Origin of the sequence: Sorangium sp. So ce887 (assembly GCF_051521455.1) — a bacterium.
GTDB lineage: Bacteria > Myxococcota_A > Polyangia > Polyangiales > Polyangiaceae > Sorangium.
The window spans coordinates 12,172,140-12,193,676 of sequence record NZ_CP150354.1 but is presented as its reverse complement, the minus strand read 5'-3'; the positions used below and the strand labels follow the sequence as shown (position 1 = coordinate 12,193,676).

The 21,537-nt window shown below is 69.7% G+C and carries 20 protein-coding genes and 1 pseudogene; 11 read left to right on the top strand and 10 right to left on the bottom strand.

The annotated features are described in order from the left end of the window. The first annotated feature begins 52 nt into the window (after positions 1–52). The 3 genes and pseudogenes from WMF36_RS45685 (at position 53) to WMF36_RS45675 (ending at position 2,384) form a co-directional block, all read left to right on the top strand. Positions 53–961 carry a fibro-slime domain-containing protein gene (locus WMF36_RS45685; protein WP_437577154.1) on the top strand — a complete coding sequence of 303 codons (909 nt, stop codon included), beginning with the start codon at positions 53–55 and terminating at the stop codon, positions 959–961. A 299-nt stretch (positions 962–1,260) separates the two neighbouring features. Then, positions 1,261–1,920: pseudogene (locus WMF36_RS45680) on the top strand (contractile injection system protein, VgrG/Pvc8 family); the annotation flags it as partial. Positions 1,921–2,009: 89 nt separating this feature from the next. After that, positions 2,010–2,384, top strand: a complete 375-nt coding sequence (locus WMF36_RS45675) for a hypothetical protein (RefSeq protein ID WP_437577153.1) — start codon at positions 2,010–2,012, stop codon at positions 2,382–2,384. 644 nt (positions 2,385–3,028) lie between these two features. Here the strand turns inward: WMF36_RS45675 and WMF36_RS45670 are convergent. Further along, positions 3,029–3,394: a hypothetical protein gene (locus tag WMF36_RS45670; protein ID WP_437577152.1), complete on the bottom strand. Its 366-nt coding sequence runs from the start codon at positions 3,392–3,394 to the stop codon at positions 3,029–3,031. 440 nt (positions 3,395–3,834) lie between these two features. Continuing rightward, positions 3,835–4,401 carry a LysR family transcriptional regulator gene (locus WMF36_RS45665; RefSeq protein WP_437577151.1) on the bottom strand — a complete coding sequence of 189 codons (567 nt, stop codon included), beginning with the start codon at positions 4,399–4,401 and terminating at the stop codon, positions 3,835–3,837. Between the two features lie 38 nt (positions 4,402–4,439). On the opposite strand from WMF36_RS45665, the gene WMF36_RS45660 reads away from it, so the two are divergent. The 3 genes from WMF36_RS45660 to WMF36_RS45650 all read left to right on the top strand — a co-directional run bounded on the left by WMF36_RS45660 (position 4,440) and on the right by WMF36_RS45650 (position 5,616). Continuing rightward, positions 4,440–4,790: a hypothetical protein gene (locus WMF36_RS45660; RefSeq protein WP_437577150.1), complete on the top strand. Its 351-nt coding sequence runs from the start codon at positions 4,440–4,442 to the stop codon at positions 4,788–4,790. 129 nt (positions 4,791–4,919) lie between these two features. Then, entirely contained in the window at positions 4,920–5,378 is a 459-nt protein-coding gene (locus tag WMF36_RS45655) for a hypothetical protein (protein ID WP_437577149.1), read from the top strand. Then, a complete protein-coding gene (locus WMF36_RS45650; protein WP_437577148.1) occupies positions 5,368–5,616 on the top strand; it encodes a hypothetical protein in 249 nt (82 codons plus the stop codon). Before WMF36_RS45655 ends, WMF36_RS45650 begins: the two co-directional genes overlap by 11 nt. 85 nt (positions 5,617–5,701) lie before the next feature. Here the strand turns inward: WMF36_RS45650 and WMF36_RS45645 are convergent, their stop codons facing one another. Then, positions 5,702–6,313, bottom strand: a complete 612-nt coding sequence (locus WMF36_RS45645) for a hypothetical protein (RefSeq protein ID WP_437577147.1) — start codon at positions 6,311–6,313, stop codon at positions 5,702–5,704. 539 nt (positions 6,314–6,852) lie between these two features. Between WMF36_RS45645 and WMF36_RS45640 the strand changes: the two genes are divergently transcribed. Beyond that, positions 6,853–7,965 (top strand): DNA glycosylase AlkZ-like family protein, encoded by a 1,113-nt coding sequence (locus WMF36_RS45640; protein ID WP_437577146.1) that lies wholly within the window; start codon positions 6,853–6,855, stop codon positions 7,963–7,965. A gap of 57 nt (positions 7,966–8,022) precedes the next feature. On the opposite strand, the gene WMF36_RS45635 is transcribed toward WMF36_RS45640, so the two are convergent. From WMF36_RS45635 to WMF36_RS45610, 6 genes are all read right to left on the bottom strand, one after another. Next, positions 8,023–9,033 (bottom strand): UDP-glucuronic acid decarboxylase family protein, encoded by a 1,011-nt coding sequence (locus WMF36_RS45635; RefSeq protein WP_437577145.1) that lies wholly within the window; start codon positions 9,031–9,033, stop codon positions 8,023–8,025. Positions 9,034–9,103: 70 nt separating this feature from the next. Then, positions 9,104–10,312 carry a CgeB family protein gene (locus WMF36_RS45630; protein WP_437577144.1) on the bottom strand — a complete coding sequence of 403 codons (1,209 nt, stop codon included), beginning with the start codon at positions 10,310–10,312 and terminating at the stop codon, positions 9,104–9,106. After that, positions 10,303–11,499 (bottom strand): glycosyltransferase family 4 protein, encoded by a 1,197-nt coding sequence (locus WMF36_RS45625; protein WP_437577143.1) that lies wholly within the window; start codon positions 11,497–11,499, stop codon positions 10,303–10,305. Before WMF36_RS45625 ends, WMF36_RS45630 begins: the two co-directional genes overlap by 10 nt. Then, complete coding sequence (locus WMF36_RS45620; RefSeq protein ID WP_437577142.1) at positions 11,486–12,778, bottom strand: TIGR04295 family B12-binding domain-containing radical SAM protein; 1,293 nt, start codon at positions 12,776–12,778, stop codon at positions 11,486–11,488. Before WMF36_RS45620 ends, WMF36_RS45625 begins: the two co-directional genes overlap by 14 nt. Then, positions 12,775–13,881 carry an SDR family NAD(P)-dependent oxidoreductase gene (locus WMF36_RS45615; RefSeq protein WP_437577141.1) on the bottom strand — a complete coding sequence of 369 codons (1,107 nt, stop codon included), beginning with the start codon at positions 13,879–13,881 and terminating at the stop codon, positions 12,775–12,777. The genes WMF36_RS45620 and WMF36_RS45615 overlap by 4 nt, the downstream gene beginning before the upstream one ends. Continuing rightward, positions 13,878–14,999, bottom strand: a complete 1,122-nt coding sequence (locus tag WMF36_RS45610; protein WP_437577140.1) for an NAD-dependent epimerase/dehydratase family protein — start codon at positions 14,997–14,999, stop codon at positions 13,878–13,880. Before WMF36_RS45610 ends, WMF36_RS45615 begins: the two co-directional genes overlap by 4 nt. A gap of 1,279 nt (positions 15,000–16,278) precedes the next feature. Between WMF36_RS45610 and WMF36_RS45605 the strand changes: the two genes are divergently transcribed. The 4 genes from WMF36_RS45605 (at position 16,279) to WMF36_RS45590 (ending at position 19,863) form a co-directional block, all read left to right on the top strand. Then, entirely contained in the window at positions 16,279–16,890 is a 612-nt protein-coding gene (locus tag WMF36_RS45605; RefSeq protein WP_437577139.1) for a hypothetical protein, read from the top strand. Positions 16,891–17,431: 541 nt separating this feature from the next. After that, on the top strand, positions 17,432–17,710 hold the full coding sequence (locus WMF36_RS45600) for a hypothetical protein (RefSeq protein ID WP_437577138.1): 279 nt from the start codon (positions 17,432–17,434) through the stop codon (positions 17,708–17,710). Positions 17,711–18,125: 415 nt separating this feature from the next. Continuing rightward, on the top strand, positions 18,126–18,431 hold the full coding sequence (locus tag WMF36_RS45595) for a hypothetical protein (RefSeq protein ID WP_437577137.1): 306 nt from the start codon (positions 18,126–18,128) through the stop codon (positions 18,429–18,431). 889 nt (positions 18,432–19,320) lie between these two features. Next, positions 19,321–19,863 carry a hypothetical protein gene (locus WMF36_RS45590; RefSeq protein ID WP_437577136.1) on the top strand — a complete coding sequence of 181 codons (543 nt, stop codon included), beginning with the start codon at positions 19,321–19,323 and terminating at the stop codon, positions 19,861–19,863. 233 nt (positions 19,864–20,096) lie between these two features. Here WMF36_RS45590 and WMF36_RS45585 read toward each other — a convergent pair whose 3' ends face one another. Next, a complete protein-coding gene (locus tag WMF36_RS45585; RefSeq protein ID WP_437577135.1) occupies positions 20,097–21,482 on the bottom strand; it encodes a hypothetical protein in 1,386 nt (461 codons plus the stop codon). Between the last annotated feature and the right edge of the window lie 55 nt (positions 21,483–21,537).

Genomic DNA, 21,537 nt, shown 5'->3' with positions numbered 1-21,537 from the left:
GCCTGAAGGACCGGCGAGCTCGGCGGCATCCATGCGACAGGAGACCCTCTCGATGAAACTGGCCCAGCCCACGGCGGCCTCCCGCGCGGGCGCCCCGCGATTCCTGGCCGTCCTTCTCTCGACGGGCATGGTGCTCGCGGGGTGCACCCCCGAGATCGCCATCATCGGTCGCGACATCGGCGCCACGACATCGTCGTCGCCCGCCTCGTCCTCGTCCTCCTCCACTTCCACCGCCGGCGGCGATGACCCCGGCATCCTCGATCCCGGCGCCAGCGGTGGCTCCCCCCAAGGCTCCGCCGGCGCCGGTGGGGACGATGGTTGCGAGCCGAAGCTCGTGGGGGTGGTGCGCGACTTCAAGGCCTTTTACTCCGAGGGCGGGCACTCCGACTTCGAATTCTTCGCGGGCGACGGCATGCCGGGCATCGTCGAGCCCGAGCTCGGCGCCGACCACAAGCCGGTCTATGCCCATGAGGGCGCCACGGATCACACGAGCGGGCCCGAGGCGTTCTATCAGTGGTACCACGACGACCCCGCGGTCAACGTGTCGATTCCGTACGTCGTCCCGCTCAAGGTGAGCGAGCGCGGCTTCGGGAACTTTCAGGGAAAGGAGTTCTTCCCCATCGACAATCAGGGGTGGGGCAACGAGGGGCAGGAGCACAACTTCAGCTTCACCTACGAGCTCCACATGACGTTCGAGTACCGGCCCGGCGACGTCTTCTGGTTCGTCGGCGACGACGATCTCTGGGTGTTCATCAACCGGCGCCTCGCGATCGATCTCGGCGGGCTGCGCGTCGCGACCCCGGCGTTCGTCGATCTCGACGAGAGCGCCGAGGAGCTCGGTATCGAGGTCGGCAAGGAGTACCCGCTCGACTTCTTCCACGCCGAGCGCCGCATGTACGGGTCGTCGTTCTCGATATCAACGTCGCTCACGTTCACGAACTGCGATCCGATCCTGAGGTAGCGCCGAGAGCGCGCTGCACGCCGGCTCGGCGCGCCTGGCAACCAATAGAGGCCATAACACACACCTGACACGAAGCCCGCCAGGCGCTACCTCTCGCCTGCGCCTGTCGCCGCTCCCCACCCGTGAGGCTCCCCATGCCCGACATGTTCGTCGTTCACTCAAGCGCCCTGCCCCCCTCCACCCAGCTTCCACCCAGCTCATAGCTTTTCATGGCACCGAGGGTGTCTCCAAGCTCTATCGCTTCGAGCTCTACTTGATGATGACAGGCGACGTCGGCGATGATTTAAGAGCATGTCTGCCAGTACCGCGAGAGCGACTATGTTTTCATCGCCCGGTGGATGGAGCGCGAAGGCATCTATTATTACTTCGAGCATGGGGAGGGCGGCGAGACGCTGGTGCTGGTCGACGATCGGTCGACCCATCAGCCCCATGGCGACAAGCCCGTTCGCTATTACCCGCAAAGCGGCGGTGCCAACACGGCGAGGGACTCCTTCCGCGCCTTTACCTGCCGGCATGGCGCCATGCCCAGCTCGGTCCGCCTCAAGGACGCCTTCAACACGCGGTATCTGACCACCGAGGTCGAGCACTGGGCCAACCAGGCCCCGGACGTGCCCGAGCTTCGCGAGCTTGCGCCGTGGGACGAGAGCTATCGTATCGAGGCCAAGGCCATCGCCGCGACGGTGCAGTTCCGCGCGCCGCAGGTCACCGAGTGGCCGCGCATCTACGGCACCGAGACCGCGGTCATCGACGGCGCGGCGGTCAGTGACTATGCGCAAATGGATAGCCATGGTCGCTATCGGGTCAAGTTTCACTTCGACGAGAGCGACCTGAGCGGGGGGAAGGCGCGGCAGAGCTTCGCACGCGACACGGACCTGCGCATCCAGCGACTCGCCTTCGTCATGAAATCTTCGTTCCTTCGAAAAAGAGACAAAAATAGATGGCCGCACACGATTGGGTGAAGGACGGCCCGCCACCGCAGCATTCATAGCGGCGAGAGACCGGGATGAGAACGGTCCGCTTCAGTAACAATTCTCAGGAGAGTAAAAAGATGAGTCTGTTCAGCAAGAGGGTCCTCCCGTTGGCGCTTTTCGGTGCCGCAGCCGTGCTCGGTGGCTGCGTTGGGGAGGCTTCCCTCGAAGGCGATGACGGGCAGGAGACCCAGCCCGACGTGGCGGAGGCGGTGGATCTGGAGTCAGCGGACTCGATCGACCCCGACGCCGCGGAGGCGGTTGGAACCGCGCAGCAAGCGCTTAGCACCAACTGGGTGTGCTACGTTCGTGACAACGACTGGAATTCATGGAATAGTATCTACATCGCCGGCTATGTCACGATCGACTGGGGCCATCAGTCGTGGGATGCCACATGGGCCTGCAACGCTTGGCGCTCGGCGTGCGGTGGGGCGTGCTGGGCAGAACGACGATGATAGCCTGAAAATTCCGCCAAGGTAGTTGTCGCAGTCGGCTCCACTCAAGCCGCGAGCGCCTCCCTGCCTGGAATCTCGCTGAGGTCGCCAGGTTTGCGCGGCCCGAGACGGACAGCACCAACCGATGTAGACGGCCATCACGATCCGCGGGTTCCGGACGGGATCTCACCGTTAGCACCAGACGCCCCCGGCCATGGGCCCGTCGAGACGCGCGACCTGCTGAGCCAGCTCCGGCTGACCAGGCCCGTGAGCGCATCGTATCGGCTTCGTTGGTACGGGCGGCGCGCGGGCGCACGTCCGCCTTGCCGACCCTCGGGTGGGATCAAGGACAGTTGCACTGTCGGGACCTCGCTGCGTGAGGTTTCGGCCACGCAGCCCGGAGCGCGCCAACGCTCGCGGGCTGCATTGCTTCGGGCCGAAGCGTAGCGGCGAGATCCGCGAATCGGGCCAGACGTGCGCGGCCCGCGAGCACGTCTACGAGCGGGCCCGGCGGCGCGATCCCGAGCGCTCGTCGGGCGCGACGCGCGACTGGACGCCGGTTGGTGCTGTCAGCCTCGGGCCGCGCAAACCTGGCGACCTCAGCGAGCTTTCAGGCAAGGAGGCGCTCGCGGATTGAGTGGAGCCGAAGGCGACACCTACCTCGGCTAATACGCCCTCTGAGCCGTGCACTTTCCATCGCACCACTTGCTCCAGTTATTGCAGGCCCATTCGGCGTCCCAACGATTATGGCCCCACCAGATGGTGACTTGGTCGACTCTACCGCCAATATCAACCTCCCACATCCGTATGCAGTCCCATTTGGTCTCAAGCGCTTGCTGCGCGGTTCCAACCGCCTCCGCGGCGTCGGGGTCGATCGAGTCCGCTGACTCGGGATCAGCCGCCTCCGCCGCCTCGGGCTGGGTCTCCTGCCCGTCATCGCCTTCGAGGGAAGCCTCGCCAACGCAGCCGCCGAGCACGGCTGCGGCACCGAGGAGCGTCAACGGGAGGACCCTCTTGCTGAACAAACTCATCTTTTTATTCTCCTGAGATTTTTTAATGGATGGGACCGTTCGCATCCCGGTCTCCCTCGCCTGCTGAATGCTGCCGTGGCGGGCCGTCCTTCAGCCAATCGTGTGCGGCCCTCTCTTTTTCGAGAGACGCCTCCTGTCGGGCTGGCGAATTGGCAACGACATGACGCTGCCCGGCAGGTCGTGTGCCGTTTTCGTCGCGGACCGACCTCCTCGCCTTGACGCTCCGATGACAACACAATGAAATTTCGGTGGCATCCGGCCGAGGCGATTAAGAGCGCCGAACAAAAGCCGCTACCTCAAGGCGAATCAAGTGCAGCGCGCAGTCGTTGGTTGGCTCGCGGCGTGAGAGCTCTCCTCGTGCGAAGCGCCCCGCCGCGATGAACTTGCCTGCCCGGGCCTGCGTGAGCCGGGTGGCTGCCTGACGCCCGGTAGGTGCGCCGTCAGAGCACGTGGAGCGGGACCTTGATCTCTGCCGAGAGGAGCACGCGCGGCGGCCGGTCGCCACGAGGCGCGCTCGACGAGCCGGGTCGACTCCTCAGCTCGCCAGCGCCGGCTCCCCCCGCCGCGGGCACTCCCCCGCTCCCAGGAGCGCCGCCCGGAAGCTCTGGATCGTCGCTCTCCAGCGGGAGGAGACGCACCTGGACGCGCGGATGCCGGGCGCGAAAACGCGACACGACCTTCGGCAGCATGCCTGTGTACGCGAGGCCGCCTTCGAAGCCGACGACGACGGTGCCCACGCGGCCCTGGGCCGTCGCGCGGGCGTCTTCGACCGCGAGCGCCGCGCGCGCCAGCGTCGCCCGCGCGCCCTCGAGAAACGAGCGCCCGGCGGGCGTCAGTTTGACCCCGCGTCCGACGGGCGTGAAGAGCTCGACGCCCACCTCCTCCTCGAGCTGCGCGATCTGCCGGCTCAGCGGCGACTGCGACACGTGCAGCTGTGCAGCGGCCTTTCCGAAGTGCTCCGCCTGAGCGACGGCGACGAAATAGCGAAGGTGACGCAGCTCCATCATTCAGATCCATAGGGTCTGAATCCGTTGCGATCAATGTCTTGGTCGTCTCGAACGTAGAAACTATGTTGTTCGACATGAATCCACCGTACGACGTCATCACGCGACTCGGGGCGCGCCTGCAGCGCGGGCGCGGGCTGCTGATCGCCTTCGCGAACGATGCCCGGCTCGCCGAGCTCGCGCGCGGCTGGGCCTCGCGCGTCGACTACGCGTGCACCGGTGCGAAGAGCACGCTGGGGCTGCGCGCGCTGCTCATCCGCCCCGACGGCGTCGTCGCGTGGCTCGCCGAAGGCACGCCGAACCTCGACGCTGCACGAGCCGCGCTCGCGCGTTGGTCTGGCGCGAGCGAAGCGGCCGCCGTGGCGCCGACGGCCGCGATGGCCGTGCGCTAGGCGCCGGTGTGGGCCGCGGGTCCCCATCCCCTCTCCGAGATCCTGCAGCCGTCCGATGGGACGTTCCCAGCACGACTCTCGGCGGAGACCCTCCGACAGGTGGTGCGGGTCAGCCTGGGTGGGAGACGGGTGCGTATCGTCCTCAGCAACGCGTTCGGCGCGGACGCCGTCGACGTGGGCGCGGCCACGATCGGGCTCGCTGGAGCTTCTGCGGACGCCGCTGTCACCGACCTACGCAAACTGACCTTCGGTGGCAAGGCAGACATCCGCATCGCTCCGGGGGCGAATGCGATCAGCGACGCCGTCGACCTGCAAATCGCGCCGCTGGCGCGGCTCGCCGTGTCGCTCTTCTTGCCGCGCGATACTCCGATATCGACCCTGCATTGGCACGCTGGCGACGTGAGCGTCATCGGTCCTGGCAATCAGACCACCGCGACGCAGCTGAACGTCGAGAACACGACGACGGGGCGCCTGTTTCTGAGCCAGCTTCTCGTCGACACCCAGAGCCATGGAACGGTGGTGACGATCGGCGATTCGATCACCGACAACACCGGGAGCGGACAAGGACGAGGCCCGCATGGCCGTTAATCGCTGGATCCGATCCGGCGGCGCGTTCGATGCTGTGGTCGATCTCGATCTCGCCATCCGCGATCCGAAGCTGCCTTCCCGGCTGCGGCTCGACGCGGACTCCGGGGATCACGCCCACCCGAACGTCGTGGGCAACCGCCTGATCGCGCAAGCGATCGACCTGCAGGCGCTCGCCGCGGATCCTGCGATGGCGGCCGCATTGACGTCGATGTCGACGTCGTCGCCGACGGCCGGGTGATGCAATGCGTCCAATGCGCATCGGCCCTTCGCGGCCGTGCCGAGCCCGTTTGGGATCAGCGTGTTCTATTCGACGAGGCGGGCGATCACATCGGTGCGAGCCGGTCAGCGATGTCGTTGCAGGTGGCGTCGTCCACGGCCTGGCAGTTGCTCAGCCCTGACCACGGCACCCAGACACACCCCTCCTCGGAGTCTTCCTCGCACGCTTCTTCCAGGGACGCAGAACTCTCGATATCGCAGATCTGATGCAGCGACGGCGCCTCCCACGTGTCGGCCTGGCAGGGCGGATCGTCGGGGGCTCCGCAGTGCCTCTCGCGGGTCTGCACGAGCGCGGTGCCGTCGCCCAGCACCACGATGAGCGTCTCTGTCTCGTCGATGTACGGTCCAGGGGTATCGAGCGCCTTGAGGACGCCCGCGCTGCCCGAAAGCAGGAGCCTGGCCGCACACTCGAGCGCATCTCGTGGTTCCGCGGCGAGGTGCCGCGAGATCTTGTCACAGCTCGGCTCAAGGCCGCATGCGAACAGGTCGGGCGCTGTCTCGGGCGCGCTCGCGTCGCCGCCGCCTTCGCCGGAGGGCTCGGTCCCGGTATCCGGCTCGGGGTCGCCCGAACCTTCGACTGCGCCCGAGCAGGCGGTAACGAACGGAACCTGTGCGGCGACCAGCAGGAGCGCGACCCAGGCGAGTCGATGTGCTTTCATGATCATCATCTTTCCAATGGGTGGGGAGAGCCGTCCGTGAGTGCGGCTCCGTCCTCGAGCGCGGTCATTGCAAACCGCGTGCTCACCTGCCCCATGGGATCGCGATCACCTCGCCGCGCTCGATCTGGCGCTGCCCACGAGATGCGCCAGCGTGTAGCAGGGGCACGGACCTCAGCCAGACCCGAACCCCTCCGGTTGACTCAATTCGGCACATATTGGCAGGGGCGATAGAGGCCTCGTCGCGGCCTCCGGGACGTGCTCTAGCCGCCGCGCGAGAGCCTGTGGTTCGCCGCGATCCTGCCCGTCGGAGCCCAGTCCTGTAGCGGAGGCGTTCGCGCTCAGTTACATTTGCGCGCGTAAGGATACCAACAATCTGGATTTCCTTCCATGGAGCGCAGGGCGATCCGTTCGACACCCAGAAGGACATGTTCATGGCCTGGCTGGGCGCGATGGCCGCGCAGCGGCTGCTGGCCGGCTGGCACGACCGGCAGCTGGCGCTGCTCGCGGCGCCCGCCGCGCACCGACCTTCCTGAGCCACCATGCCCGCCAAGAAAAAAAGCATCGATCTGGACGACCTGCGCCGCTATGCGGTGGCGCGCACGCTGTTCGCGCCCACCACGCTGGGGCGCGCGATCTCGCGCCTGGGTTTCGTGCAGGCCGACCCGATCCGCGCGCCAGCGCGCGCCCAGGACCTGACGCTGCGCCATCGCGTCAGGGACTATTGCGCCGGCGACCTGGAGCGCCGCTATCCGCGGCTGGCGCTCGAGGAGGACCGCCTGGTCAACTACGGCTTCCTGCCGCGCGAACACCTGGCGCTGCTGCATCCGCGCATCGCCAGGCGCGCATGGGACGCCGCCACGCGGCGCCGCGCGACCGAGGTGCTGGCCTTCATCCGCGAGCGCGGCCCAACCCATCCGAAGGAGGTGGCGGCCGAGTTCTCGCATCACGGCCGCGTGCAGGGCTACTGGGGCAACACGCTCAATGCCAGCACCCAGCTGCTGGAAGGCATGCACTACCGCGGCATGCTCCGGGTGGTGCGGCGCGACACGGGCACGCGCGTCTACGAGGCGGTGTCGCATCCGCCGGCCGACGACAGCCCGGCCGGCCGCGCGCGCCGCGCCGCCGCGCTGGTGGAGCTTGTGATGCGCAAGTACGCGCCGCTGCCGGCGGCCAGCTTCGGCTACCTGGTCAGCCTGCTGGGCCACGGCGCGCCGCAGCTGCGCAGCGAAACGCGCGCGGCGATGCGGCTGGCGCGCGCGCAGCTGGCCAGCGTCGTGATCGACGGCACCACCTGGCTGTGGCCGGCCGACGAGAACCCGGCATCGCGCCGCCATGCGCCGGATGAGGCGGTGCGCCTCCTGGCGCCCTTCGATCCGGTGGTGTGGGACCGCCGCCGCTTCGAGCTGCTGTGGGGCTGGGCCTATCGCTTCGAGGCCTATGTGCCGGCACCCAAGCGCAAGCTGGGCTACTACGCGCTGCCGCTGCTGTGGGGCGAAAAGGTGATCGGCTGGGCCAACCTGAGCGCACGCGACGGCGTCGAGCGGGCCGAGCTCGGCTATGTGTCCGGCCGCGCGCCGCGCGATGCGGCGTTCCGCCGCGAGCTGGCGGCCGAGCTCGAACGCATGCACGCCTTCCTGGGCCACGACACCTGAAGCGAAGTGCCCCGGCACAAAGACGACAAAGACGGGCCGTGGTCGGCGGTCGACTCCTCAGCTCGCCAGCGCCGGCTCCCCCCGCCGCGAGCACTCCCCCGCTCCCAGGAGCGCCGCCCGGAAGCTCTGGATCGTCGCGTAGAGCCCCTGCCGGAGCGCCACCCGCGGCTCGAACCCCAAGCTTCGCCGGGCCAGCTCGATCGCCGGACGCCGCTGCCTCGGATCGTCCTCCGGCAGCGGGCGGTACACGATCCGGCTCGCGCTCCCCGTGAGCCGCACGATCTCCTGCGCCAGCTCGAGCACCGTCACCTCCACCGGATTGCCCAGGTTGACAGGCCCCACCTCCAGCGGGTGCTCCATCAGCCGCACACACCCCTCCACCAGGTCGTCGATATAACAGAAGCTCCGCGTCTGCGACCCGCTCCCGTAGACCGTCAGCTCCTCTCCCCGGAGCGCCTGGACGATGAAATTGCTCACCGCGCGCCCGTCGTCGAGCGCCATCCGGGGACCGTACGTGTTGAAGATCCGCGCGATCCGCCCCGACGCCCGCCCCTGACGGTGGAAGTCCATCACCAGCGACTCCGCGCAACGCTTGCCCTCGTCGTAACAGGCGCGCACCCCGATCGGGTTCACCCGCCCGAGGTAGCCCTCCGGCTGCGGGTGCACCTCCGGGTCGCCGTACACCTCGCTCGTCGACGCCTGCAAGAGCCGCGCGCCGTGCCGCTCGGCGCACGAGAGCGCGTTCAGCGTGCCCACCACGTTCGTGATCGTGGTGCGCACCGGATCGCATTGATAGCGCGCAGGGCTCGCCGGCGACGCCAGGTTGTAGACCCTGTCGATCTCGTAATCGAAGGGCTGCGCCACGTCGCGCTCGACAAGCCAGAAACGCCTGCTGCGCATCAGGTGGGCCACGTTGGCCGGCGAGCCCGTCGAGAAGTCGTCGAGCGCGATGACCTCATGGCCGTCCGCGAGGAGCCGCTCGCACAGGTGCGAGCCGACGAAGCCGGCGCCCCCCGTCACAAGGATGCGCATGCTCCTCCCCACCGATCTCCCGTTCGCGTCCACCATCGGAACACCTCCGTTGTCGCAACCCCGCCCCTCGCGGAGCGCCGAGACCCCCACCCGCCCGCCCCGCGCCTCACGCGAGCGGGCTCCGGTGATGCGCCGGGTCGCAGCGGCGAACCCCGGACGCCGCCCCGCTCCTCTCCAGCTCGTCCTCCTCCTCCTCCTCGTCGCCGGCGGGCCGGTGGAACGGCCGCAAGAGGAGCTCGTCGACGAGGTCGAGCAGGGTGTCCGCGCGGTGCGCGCACGTGTGGCGCGACAGCACCGTCCGGCGCCCGTGCTCGGCGACGCCGCGCGCGAAATCGGGATCCGCGAGGAGCGCGCGGAGGTGCTCCGCCATCTCCGCTCCGGTGCGCGCGACAAGGTAGTCGCGGCCGGGCGAGAAGAGGCGCTCGGCGTCGGTCCACGGCGCGCTCACGAGCGGGATCCCGCACGCGAGCGCCTCGAACGGCCGGATCGTGGGGATGCCCGGGAGGAGCGCGGCGTACGGCCGCCGCGGGATGTGCACCGTGACGCGCGCGCGCGCGAAGGCGTCGGGGACCTCGTGGTTGGGGAGCCAGCCGGCGTGCTCGATGCCGGCGTCCGCGAGCGCCGCGAGCGCGTGCTCGGGATAGCCCACCCCGTGCACGCGCGCGCGCAGCCCGAGCGCCTTCACGGGCTCGATCAGGAACTCGCGGAGCTCCGCCGCCCGCTCGCCGTCCCCCCAGTTGCCGATCCACACGAGATCGCGCTCCTTCTCGACCCCCGGCAGCGGCCGGAAGACGCGCGCGTCGGCGGCCTCGTGCCACACCACGGCGCGCCGGGCGATGCCGCGGCGCAGGTAGTGATCGCAAAGGCTCTTTCCAAAGCCGAGCACGCAGTCGTACCCCGAGAGATCGCGCCGCACGATCGCGGCCGGATCGGTGAGCAGGCGGTGGTGCGTGTCGTGGAAGAACAGCCGATACCGATCCGCGCGCGCGCGGTGCTCGCCGAGGCGCCGCACGAGCTCGGGGTCGCTCCGCTCGTGGACGAGCACGACGTCGACGCCCGCGAGCGCGGCGTCGAGGTCCAGCGTGGAGAGCGCATAGCGGCGCGGGCAGAGGCGGGGGTACACGGCGGCGGCCTCGCCCAGCGCGGCCGGGCCGCGGGCGGCCACGAGGCGCTCGGCGCTGAAGGCGTCCGCCGGCTCGAAGGCGAGGACGTCGTGGCCGCGCGCGTCGAGCTCCGTCGCGATCCCGCGGAGGAAGTGCGCGTGCCCGTGGTCCCAGTCGGAGAGCAGGGAGTGGCAGAAGAGCGCTATTCGCATGGTGTCCCGCAGGGCGTGGGCGTCGAGGGAGGGCAGACCTGCGAGGCGGCCGGCCGCCGGGCCGCGAGCGCGACGGCGTAGACCTCGAGGTAGCGGCGGGCCATGGCGTGCGGGCTGAAGCGCACCGCGCGCCGGCGGGCGAGCGCGCCGAGCGCCTCGCGGCGCGCGACGTCCCGGACGAGGTGGGCGAGCGCGCCGAGGAGCGCGCCCGGATCGCCCGCGGGGACGTAGACGGCGGCGTTGCCCCAGACCTCGCGCAGGCTGGGCAGGTCGCCGAGCACGAGCGCGCAGCCGGAGAGGCCGGCCTCGAGGACCGACATGCCGAACGGCGCATACCGCGCGGGGAAGGCGTAGATCGCGGCGCGCCCCATCCACCACGCGAGCTCGCCTTCGCTCATCCAGCCGAGCGAGCAGAGGCTCTCCCCGGCGCGGCGGCCGACGCCGCCCGGCGCGACGTCGCTCCCGGCCACGAGCACGGGCCACGGGAGGTGGGGCGCGACCTTCTCGAGCGCCGCGAGGTTCTTGGCCTCGTCCCAGAGCCGGCCGGCCGCGAAGATGAAACGCTCCTTCGCCCCCGGCAGGAATCGCCGCCTGTCGCGCGCGTGCGGGATGACGTGGCCGCGCCCGAGGCCGAGCGCCCCGTACTCGCCCGCGAGGGCGCTCAGCATGGACGCGCTCGGCGCGACGACGGCCTCGGCGGCGCGGAGCCCCTCCGCGACCCGCGCGCGGTAGCGATCGTAGCGGACCGGCGCCGGCCGGCGGTGGACGGCGCGCCACCACGACAGCAGGCAGGCGTGCCCCACGACGACGCGGGGCGCACGGAACGGCAGGGCCGCGTGGCAGTACCCGTTCAGGTGGACGAGGTCGGGCCGCGTCCGCTCCTCCAGGTCGAGCAGCCAGTCGCCCGCGGCCGCGACGTCGTCCCACGGATCATCCATCCACTCGAGCCGGTAGGCGCTCTCGACGAGCTCGAGCCCCGGGATCGCGGCCGCGGCCGCGCGCGCCCCGGGCGACAGCGGCCCGCCCATGACCGCGAGCGCCGTGGCCACGCCGGAGCGCGAGAGCGCCGCGGCGAGCTCGAGCGCGTGGGTCCACACGCCGCCCTGGGTGTCCGCCGTCATCAGCACGCGGTCAGGCCGCGGCCGAGGCGCCGCCGCGCCGGAGAGGCCGCCGTCACCGCGCGCCATGCTCGAGCTCCGTGAGCGGCAGCGGCCGGCTGTCCTGCAGCTCGTTGAACGCCCGGTGCTCGGCGACGTAATGGGCGTGCGCACGCTCCCAGGCGCCGTCGTCGGGCGCGCCCCACCGACGGGCGTACGCCGGAGAGCCGGGATACGGGAAGCTCGGGACGGGCTCGTTGGCCCACACGCCGAGCCCGAGGAGGCGCTGCCGCCACGCCGCGGCCTCGGCCGGATCGCCATCGCCCGCGTGGCTCAGGTTCGCCTGCACGAAGGGCACGCTCCGCCGGGCGTGGACGAGCAGCGCGGTGATCTCCTCGGGCGACGCGCTGCACCGCCTGGCGAGCGCGCCCCTCCCCTCGTTCGAGGCGCTCTCGACGCCGGCCTCGATCGAGACGCAGCCCGCGCGGCCGAGGAGATCGAGCATCTCGCGCGACCAGCCGTCGATCCTGAGCTGGACGCCGAACACGACGTCCCGCGCGCAGAGCGCCTCGAGGAGCGCCCGGTCGGGCAGGAAGAGCTCGTCGATGAAGTAGACGTGGCGGACGCCCTGGGCGAGGAGCGCGTCGAGCTCGTCGAGCACCGTCTCGAGCGGGCGCTTCCGGAGCGCGTCGCGCGCGCTCTCCTTCGCGCAGGAGGCGCCGCGGTGGGGGCAGCCGCGCGAGGTCTCCATCTCGGCGCTCGGCCCCTCGGGCACGGCGTCGAAGCGGTGATGGTGGTGGACGTGCCGCGCGATCGTCGCGGCGTCCCACCGCAGCGCCGGCAGCGCCCTCACGCGGGCGGCGTAGGGGCCGCCCTGCACATGATCGATGCCGTTCCTGCGGTAGGCGATCGACGGGATCTGCCAGAAGCGCGATCCGGTCGTGCCCGCGAGCATGACGAGGATCTCCTCGCACTCGCCGAGGACCACGACGTCCACGCCGAGCTTGCGGAGCGCCGCGCGGGGCGTTGTGGAGCCGTGGGGCCCGACCGCGACGAGGAGGCCGCCGTGGCCCCGCAGCGCGGCGGCCGCCGCCATGGGGACGCGCAGCTCGGGCGGCGGGCAGCGCCAGAGGAGGTAGCTCGGCGCCGTGGTGATCGCCGTGATGTCCGGGCGAAACGCGGCGACCTCGGAGCGCACGGCGCCGAGGTCGATCCCGCGCGCCTGGGCGTCGACGAGGGCGGCCTCGTGGCCGGCGCGCTCGAGCAGCGCCTTCGCGTAGCCGAGCTCGAGCGGCAGGTGCGGCTCGCGGCAGCCGAAGTAGACGCTGCCGTCGAAGCTCCAGGGCGGGTTGACCAGCGCGACCTTCACGAGGCGACCCCCAGCCGCCGGTCCAGGCGGCCCAGCCGGGCGGACACGGGCGCGTCCGCGTAGACGGCCCCGAGGCGCTCCTCGACCCCGAGGCGCCATTGGTAGAGCGCGCGCAGCCCGTCGCGGAGTGCGACGCGCGGCGCCCAGCCGGTGAGCGCCTGGAAGGCGCGGCAATCGGAGACGTAGTACCGCGGATCGCCCGGCCGCCGCGCGGCGAGCGAGACGGCGGGGCGGCGCCCGTCGACGTCGAGCTCGGCGATGAGATCGAGCAGCTCGACAAGGCTCACCGCCCGCTCCGGGCCGCCCCCGAGGTTGAAGGCGCAGCCCGACGCGGGCTTGAGCTCGCGCCGCGCGAGCAGCAAGGCGTCGACGAGATCCTCGATGAACAGCGCGTCGCGGACCTGCAGCCCGTCGCCGTGGAGGGTGATCGGATCGCGGCGAATGGCGCGCCCGACGAAGTGGGCGATCCACCCCTGGTCCTCGCTGCCGAACTGCCGGGGGCCGTAGATGCAGCTCATCCGGAGCACCGCGGCGTCGAGGCCGAAGGTGCGGGCGTAATCGAGGACGTACTGGTCGGCGGCGCCCTTGGAGCACCCGTGGGGGCTCTGGAAATCGAGCGGCTGCGCCTCGGAGATGCCGTGTTCGCGCGCGCGCTCGCAGAGGGGTCGAACCCGGTCCTCGCACCGCTCGAGCGCGAGGTGGGGCAGCGCGCCGTAGACCTTGCTCGTCGAGGCGAAGAGGAGCGGCGGCGGGCGGTCGAGCCGCCGGAGCGCCTCGAGCACGTTGAGCGTGCCGCGCGCGTTCACCTCGAAGTCGAGCGCCGGATCCGAGACGCTGCGCGTGACGGCGCCCTGCGCGGCGAGGTGGAAGACGAACGAGGCGCGCCGCACGGCGTCGCTCACGGCCTGCGCGTCGCGGATGTCGCACAGGAGGATCTCCACGCCGGCGCCGTGGCGCTGCCGGAGGAGCTCGACGTTCCGCTCGACGAACGCGCGCGAGAGGTTGTCGAGGACGAGGACCGGCTCCCCCTCGCGGAGGAGCCGATCGGCGAGGCTCGATCCGATGAAGCCGGCCCCGCCGGTGATCAGGACGGGCGGCGTCACAGCGAGAGCCCCCTCGCCTCGAGCTCGGCGCGCGCCTGGGCGGCGCCGTCGCGCGCGCTCTGCCCGTCGATCCAGCCGGCGAGCTCGAGGAGCCCGCGCTCGAACGGGACGGACGGCGTGAACCCGAGGACGCGCCGCGCCTCGCGGGTGTCGGCGAAGCAGTGCCGGACGTCCCCCACGCGGCACCGGCCGGTGATCTCGGGCGCGATCTCGTGCTTGCCGAGCGCCTTGCAGAGCGCCTCGGCGACGTCGCGGATCGAGCGCGGGCGGCCGGTGCCGATGTTGAGCACCTTGCCGGCGGCGACGGTGTCCTCGGCGAGCGCCTTGACGCAGGCCTCGGCGACGTCGTGCACGCTCACGAAGTCGCGCTGCTGGAGCCCGTCCTCGAAGACGAGCGGAGGACGGTTGTTGAGCAGGCGCGCGGCGAAGATGGCGAGCGCGCCCGTGTAGGGGTTGGAGAGCGCCTGGCGCGGGCCGTACACGTTGAAGAGGCGGAGCGCGACGGCGGGGATGCCGTAAGCGCGACCGGCGATGAAGCAGAGCCGCTCTTGATCGTACTTGGACAGCGCGTAGACGGAGTCGAGGGCGGGTATCTTGTCCTCGGGCGTCGGCACGGGGACGAGCGCCTCGCCGTCCGCGGCGCAGATCTCGAAGGCGCCGCGCTTCAGCTGCTCGACGGGCCGGCTCCGCGGGGCGACGAGCTCGCCGCTCTGCCGGCGGTAGAGGCCCTCTCCGTAGACGCTCATGCTGGAGGCGATCACGAGCCTTCGCACGGGCTGCTCGGCGAGGGCCTCGGTGAGCACGGCGGTGCCGACGGCGTTGACGGACGTGTACCGCTCGACGCGGTACATGCTCTGTCCGACGCCCACCGCGGCGGCGAGGTGGACGACCGCGTCGACGCCCCGGAGGGCGCGCCTCACGGCGTCGCGGTCGCGGACATCGCCGACCAGGAGCTCGACGGCCGGGTCGAGGTGGGCCGGGCGGCGCCGGTCGGGGCCGTGGACCTGGGGTACGAGGTTATCGAGGGCGCGGACGCGGTGCCCTGCGCGCAGGAGCTCGTCGGCGAGGTGGGAGCCGATGAATCCGGCGCCCCCCGTGATCAGGACATGGTCAGGCATATCATGCTCCGTTCCGGTCTGGACGAGCAGCGGGCGGCGCGAGAGAGCACCTCGCGAGCGGGCGGCGCAGGGCGGCGCGGCGGACAGAGCGTCCGCGCGCCGCGCGATGTTCCCCCCGGCTCCGCGCCTCGCTGCGCTGGAGTCTCCGAGGGGCACCGATTAACATGCGGTCTTGAGGCTCGCAATCCGATCCAAGGAGCTTTGTCTCACGGTAGGTATCTGACCTGGCGCCGGCCTTAGAGAGGGTACGGAGGCGCCGGACGCTGGCGTGGATTCATGGGTGGCAAAGGGGGGATCGCGGCGAGGGGCGGCCGTGGACAGGAGGGGGCGGGGAGCGGGGGGGTCGGAGTGGGGCGGAATGTGGGATTCCGCGGGGCGGGACGGGAGGTGGAGCCGAGTTGCCCGGAGCGAGGAGAGCCTGTTCGTCGCGCGGCGCGGGGGAGCGGAGCGGCGCGATCGGGCGGATTTGCGCGGGTTTCGAGTGGGTCGAGGGCAGCGGCCCCCCGCCGATCGCGGGCGCTAACCCCGCGATCGCTGGTCGGCCGGACGATTCCGTGACGCTTCCAGCGGTCCCCTCGGCGGCCGTGACGGACGCGCCATGGGGCACGACCATGCCAGAGGCGAGCCCGCGCCAGGCGCTCGTCGCCACCCTGACACAGACGATCGCCGCTGCTCATTGTGCGGGCGACTTTGCCACCGCGCAGATCGCCGCTCGTACCCATCCGCCCCGCCGGCAGGGTGCCCGCCATGGAGTTCTCCGTGGAGCCCCGTACCCTCGCGTCACCCGCTGCGCCCGCTTCCGGTGGTCTCGTTCACGCCGAGCCCGACCGTGATCCACTCTTGCTGAAATATATTAGATCACATGCAGGTCACACAAAGGAATAAAGACACGGTTCTCATCGTGTCTTTATTAGTGGAGGCGCCGGGAATCGAACCCGGAGCTGAATCTGCGGTGCGCATGCGCGGGAGATACGGCAGACGCCGCCTCGGAGGGCTCGGAACGGTGTCAGAGACCATCGAGGGCTCAGTTTCTCTCGTATACCCGAGTGCCCTCTCGTGGAGCCCCGTGCCCTGACGTCGGGGCACACGGAGGTCACACGGTGTGACGATTCCGGGTCGACGCTCGTAAGCGCGGGGTAGGAGGGCTCGCCAGGCCCGGGCAGGTCGTGCTCGGTGAGGCGGTGGACGGCGACGGCGCTGCGCTCGCTGGCGGGCGCCCGGCCCGCCCATGCGACCCGCCGCGCTCGGCACGCCGACGCAGGGACAGCAAGGACGCAATGTGGCCCAGGTTACCGTTGACGCGGCCCTCCGGTGGGAGGAGCATCCGGAATCAGGGGAAGGCATGGGGCAGGGGCTGAGGGGGAGAGCGAGCGCGCTCGTACTGTGCGGCTGTGCCTGTGCGCTCGTCAGCAGTGTTCCGGCGCTGGCACAAGCACTCGAGTTCAGCGGCGGCGTGAGCGTGGGCGGGATCCAGGTCGGGATCGAGCCCAGGCTTGCGGTGAGTCCCTTCGCTGGGTGGCTCTGGCGCAGCGAGGGGGACTTTAGGCTCGAAGTCCACAACATGCTCAGCATCGTTCCAGGGGCAGGCGTTGGGGTCTACGATCGAACGGCCGTCACTCTTGGGTACGCCACGAAGACAACCACCGTCAGCCTCGGGCCGTCCCTGGCGATCTACTCGATGCCGGTTTGTGGTGCCGTGATCTGCGACCACGTGGTGGGGGTTGCTCCAGGCGGCCGCGCCCAGTCCGACTGGTACTTCGCCGGGCCCTTGGGCGTATCCACCAGCGCCCATGTGGACTGGGCTGGCGGCAGTAGTCGCGTTCTTCCTGGAAGTCTGGTCGTGATGGTGACCACTGGACCCATTTGGAGATTTGAGGCAAAGTCGAGATGAACAGGATATTTGTTGTTCTGTGCTTCGGTCTCACGGCGTGCAATTACGATGTAGGTGAGTGCTATGTCCGGGGTGAGGGAAACGAAGGCGCCGGCGGCAGCATCATCACGCCGACAGGAGGGGTTGGAGGCTTCGGGTGGCATGTGCCGCTGGAGCCGCAAGATCACACGGGCTTCGATGCGGATCCGTGCTCGCAAACCGTGGAATGCACGGTCACGTGGAAGGCGGGGTCGGCTGTTTGCAGTAACCAGGGCGCGGCGGGTAGCTGCACAACGCGGTACCAGGGCGAGCACGCGAGCTTGGACGAAGCCAAGGATCGATGTGAAGAAGCCTCTGGAGTTCGCAATGGCTCCGGTGCGCAGTCGTGCGACTCGTGCCGGTGGGCGCCAGGTTCAAGCTCGTCCGACTGCAAAGAGGCATGCAAGGAAAAGTGCGATCAACTCTGGGAACGGTGCTCCGACAACTGCCCAAAGGGTGACAGGATCTGTAAAGACGGGTGCATGCAAGAATATTCGAGATGTCTCAAAGATTGTGACAGGAGATGCAAGTGATGATCGAGCTGACGTTTAAGTTGACCCCGGAAGACGGCGAGCCGCGCGACATCGTGGTTCGCATCCATGAGCCGACCCGAAACCCTCCGGAGAAAAAGTGGCCTTGGGCTGTCACGGTGGACGTAGATGGACGCCCATTTACCACATGCGGGGAGGATCCTCTCGATGCGGTCGAGACCGGAGCCCGGCACGCCGCGATCATGTTGCGTGAGTTCCACGGCGATGCGCTCGATCCGCCGCTCGAGCCGCGAATGAAGGAGGGCCAATGAGCGACTTGCGGACGCGCCGAGTCTACCCATCGCCGGGACCGAGGCGTACTCGGCTTCATTCCCCTGGGTGCTGCTCGACGATGGGCGGCTCGCTCGGGCTGTAACGTCTTCTCCGGCAGGTTCGTCAACAGCCGCAGTACGGTATCTCCGTCCTCCGTCGGCTTGTCCAGATGCAGCTCGATCCGGCGAAGCTCGAGCGGCGCAGAACCTTTGGCATGTCCTTTTCAGGAGAACCGAGAGAAGTCACCTTGAAAGGGGTGAGCCTGAAGGCTTGGCAGCGCGACATCCTGCTCGCGGTCGACGACCCCCGCTCGCTCGTCGCGTTCGCAAAGGCCAGCGGCATGCGCCCGGGGACCGCGGCGAGCCGACTCCGCCTCGCCCGTGAGGCGCTGGCCCTCCAGCTCCGGAGGCGCCGATGGACGACCGAGCCAAGCGGAGACGCGCCCGCAGGAAGCTGCCGAGGCCGCCCACCCCGATCCTGACGGACGTCGTGCTGACCGAGGCCGACCTCAGCGCCATCGCCGAGGCGGCTCTGGCGCTCCTCCCGTTCCCCGTCCGGCCGTGGAACCGCGAGCGCCTGTGGAGCGCCGTGCTCGATGCCCAGCTCTACGCGAAGACGCAAGACGACCGCGAGCTCGTCGCCGAGGCGCGCGGCGCCTTGCAGGTGCTCGACGCCATCGAGCGGTTCTTCGTGCGTCGCGAGCGCAACGGGACGCGATGAGGCAGCGACAAGGTCCGACCGAAACACGCCGCAGCACGCTCGCGTAGCGCTGCTGAGCGTGGGCGGCGCCAGGACGCACAGGAGCATGAGTTTTCATAATTACAGGGAGCAGGCAATTTGATCGGCATCCAGGCTGCACCAGCACGCCGCACGCCGCACGCCGTACGCCGCCGGAGACTTCGCCCACAGCGCAAAGTTGCACCGCACCCGGTCCAGCAGAAGCAATGGAGGCGCCGCTTGAAGCCGATATGGCCCCGCGACCCAAGGGCTGTCCCTGCATTCCCCCTCCCGATCCCCTGGTTTCTTGGCGATCTCTTCGTCATGCCGGTTCGCTTCCCGGCGCGACTCCCCGCAGCAGCGATAGCACTGTTTCATTTCTCGAACGCCGCCGTTCCAGCCCGCTGTCTGGCGTCGCCCACCGTGTCGCCGCATACTCTGGACATGATCCTGGCGCGGTTCCAGGGCGGGTCGGATGCGCCTGTCTCCCGACCTCGGGCTGCGGGTGAAGGGAGACGACGTCGCGAGCGGCACGCGCCTCGCCGAGCTCTGGGACCCACGAGCGAAGTCCAGAGTCCGACCGAAGGCAAGGCTTGTTCTACTGACCGGGTGACTGGGATCAGACTGCCAATTCTATCTCAACCAGAGATATCCATCAAAACGACACGCTCGTTTAGACGTTGACAGCATTTCCGCTTTTGAGAATGATGCCTCCGCGCTGGCCGATGAAGCGCGGGACGGGCTCTCCACTGCGGAGCCCACAACGCACCTTGCGGCGTGATCAGGATGCACAAATGAATCCTTGCGCCCGACCACGCGCTTGGCTTGGAACCATAACTCACCATAACAACACGTTGGCGAACAAATGAAATACATATCTCACATGAAGCCCATGCGCGCCCTGATCTGCAGCCTTGTCGTCGGAGGCGTCTCGCTGAGCGCCCCCGCTGAAGCTCAGGCGGTGGAGTTCGGAGTATACGAGGGAGAAACTTGCCCCTCAGGATACGCACCGTTGACCCCAGCCGACGCCTTCTGGACGTTTCTTTTCACCGGCTGCAATGAACTCCCCTATTCAGGAGTCTTTCGTATCGCAGACGGGAATTCGATAGATGGCCCGTGGAACAACTGCCAGCAGCATGCTGACGATACCCGCGAACTCGACTACATACTCTGCAAACCCAACTACGAGCTCTTTGACATCGGCGAGACCACCTTTGCGGCAGTGAGAGGCGGAGGTCAGTGCCTGGAAGGCTTCGAGCACGTGGATTTCGCGACCGTCTCCGCCTACTCGGCTGAGATATGCACTCACGTCGGGTACTGGGGGATTGCGAGGATCGCTGGAGGGGGCTCCATTGACGGTCCAGGCTACGGTTGCGGCTTCCGCGCGACCGACTCTCGCGAGCTCGGTGATTCCATCTGCGTAGAGATCGAGTAAATCTCCCGGACCAGAGGCAGCTTGCGCCCTCCAGCGCCGCGACGGACAGGGGCTCCTCAGGCCTGCCTGCCTTCGCAGAACCAACCAGCGACGAGCTTGGGTGATCTCGGGTGATGCGGAGATGGATCGTTCAGTCCGGACGGCGCCGGTCCGGCGTTCCGATCATCGACAGTGGCTACGCTGGAGGAGCGTGGACCGGGCCCGGGGAGGCGCGGACGCGAGCCGCCGGGGGCTCAGCTTGCGGTGGGCTGGCCGGTCAGGCGCAGGTAGATGTATGCGTAGCCGATGGCGGCGATCGGGCCGGCCACGAGCGTGCCGAGGCAGCAGGCGAGCACGCCCGCCAGCACGAGCGCGAAGACGAGCAAGCCATAGACGAAGATGCCGCCCTTGTGGCCGGTCGTGATTCGCCAGCTCTCCTTCATCGCGTCGATGGCGCCCAGGTTCTTATCGACGATGCACATGTTCGTCATGCTCAGGCCGAGCGCGAGGATGACGCCGGGGACGATCAGGAAGACCATGCCGACAGCGACGGCCAGGAAGGTCAGGAGCTGGGCGCCCAGGATTGACATGAACCACTGCCCGCCGCCGAGGATGTCGTTGAACGAGTACGGCTGTCCACGCGCCACCTTCAGGAGGAGACTGGACAGGCCTCCGGCGAAGTAGCTGCCCACCACGAGGCCGAGAAGCTGCATCATGCCCTGGATGCCCGACCCCACGGCGGGCGCGTCGCTCGCGAGCGCCGCCTGGATGCCGCCGCCAATGAAGTTGGGGAGGTTCGCCGCGAACCCGACGACGGCCACGGCGCCGATGATGACCGCCGGGTCGCGCTTCACGCGCTCCCAGCCGAACGACGCCGCATCTCCCGCTCCCCACGACGTCGTGTTGCCCATGCCAGGGGGCGCACCGTAAGGGCCGCCGCCCGGTGGCGGACCGTAGCCCCCTCCGCCGCCAGGAGGCGCGCCGAACGCTCCGCCCCCCGGAGGCTGGCCCCAGCCGCCGCCGCCGGGAGGCTGACCCCAGCCGCCGCCGCCCGGAGGCTGCCCCGGCGGCGGGCCGTAACCACCGCCACCCGGCGGCTGCCCCGGAGGCTGGCCGTAACCACCGCCGCCCGGCGGCTGCCCCGGAGGCTGACCGTAACCACCGCCGCCCGGCGGCTGCCCCGGAGGCTGGCCGTAACCACCGCCGCCCGGCGGCTGCCCCGGAGGCTGACCGTAGCTGCCGCCCGGCTGCCCCGGCGGCTGGCCATAACCACCGCCCGGCGGCTGCCCCGGCGGCGGACCGTAACCTCCGCCGCCCGGCGGCTGCCCCGGCGGCGGACCGTAACCTCCGCCGCCCGGCGGCTGCCCCGGCGGCGGGCCGTAACCCCCGCCCGGCTGCCCCGGCGGCTGGCCGTAACCCCCGCCCGGCTGCCCCGGCGGCTGGCCGTAACCTCCGCCACCCGGCTGCCCCGGCGGCTGGCCGTAACCCCCGCCGCCCGGCGGCTGCCCCGGCGGCTGGCCGTAACCCCCGCCGCCCGGCGGCTGCCCCGGCGGCGGACCGTAACCGCCGCCACCCGGCGGCTGGCCGTAACCACCGCCGCCCTGACCGCCCCCTGATCCGCCCCAGCCACCTTGGCTCATCTTGTCTCCACCGGGTGTGAATTCCAACTACGCCCAACCCAACCACCGCCACTAT

Excerpts from the sequence above, each read along its gene's own strand:
- WMF36_RS45685 (WP_437577154.1), top strand. The coding sequence starts at position 53 with ATGAAACTGGCCCAGCCCACGGCGGCCTCCCGCGCGGGCGCCCCGCGA.
- WMF36_RS45675 (WP_437577153.1), top strand. The coding sequence starts at position 2,010 with ATGAGTCTGTTCAGCAAGAGGGTCCTCCCGTTGGCGCTTTTCGGTGCC.
- WMF36_RS45670 (WP_437577152.1), bottom strand. The coding sequence starts at position 3,394 with ATGAGTTTGTTCAGCAAGAGGGTCCTCCCGTTGACGCTCCTCGGTGCC.
- WMF36_RS45665 (WP_437577151.1), bottom strand. The coding sequence starts at position 4,401 with ATGATGGAGCTGCGTCACCTTCGCTATTTCGTCGCCGTCGCTCAGGCG.
- WMF36_RS45650 (WP_437577148.1), top strand. The coding sequence starts at position 5,368 with ATGGCCGTTAATCGCTGGATCCGATCCGGCGGCGCGTTCGATGCTGTG.
- WMF36_RS45645 (WP_437577147.1), bottom strand. The coding sequence starts at position 6,313 with ATGAAAGCACATCGACTCGCCTGGGTCGCGCTCCTGCTGGTCGCCGCA.
- WMF36_RS45640 (WP_437577146.1), top strand. The coding sequence starts at position 6,853 with ATGCCCGCCAAGAAAAAAAGCATCGATCTGGACGACCTGCGCCGCTAT.
- WMF36_RS45635 (WP_437577145.1), bottom strand. The coding sequence starts at position 9,033 with ATGGTGGACGCGAACGGGAGATCGGTGGGGAGGAGCATGCGCATCCTT.
- WMF36_RS45630 (WP_437577144.1), bottom strand. The coding sequence starts at position 10,312 with ATGCGAATAGCGCTCTTCTGCCACTCCCTGCTCTCCGACTGGGACCAC.
- WMF36_RS45625 (WP_437577143.1), bottom strand. The coding sequence starts at position 11,499 with ATGGCGCGCGGTGACGGCGGCCTCTCCGGCGCGGCGGCGCCTCGGCCG.
- WMF36_RS45610 (WP_437577140.1), bottom strand. The coding sequence starts at position 14,999 with ATGCCTGACCATGTCCTGATCACGGGGGGCGCCGGATTCATCGGCTCC.
- WMF36_RS45600 (WP_437577138.1), top strand. The coding sequence starts at position 17,432 with ATGCAAGTGATGATCGAGCTGACGTTTAAGTTGACCCCGGAAGACGGC.
- WMF36_RS45595 (WP_437577137.1), top strand. The coding sequence starts at position 18,126 with ATGGACGACCGAGCCAAGCGGAGACGCGCCCGCAGGAAGCTGCCGAGG.
- WMF36_RS45590 (WP_437577136.1), top strand. The coding sequence starts at position 19,321 with ATGCGCGCCCTGATCTGCAGCCTTGTCGTCGGAGGCGTCTCGCTGAGC.
- WMF36_RS45585 (WP_437577135.1), bottom strand. The coding sequence starts at position 21,482 with ATGAGCCAAGGTGGCTGGGGCGGATCAGGGGGCGGTCAGGGCGGCGGT.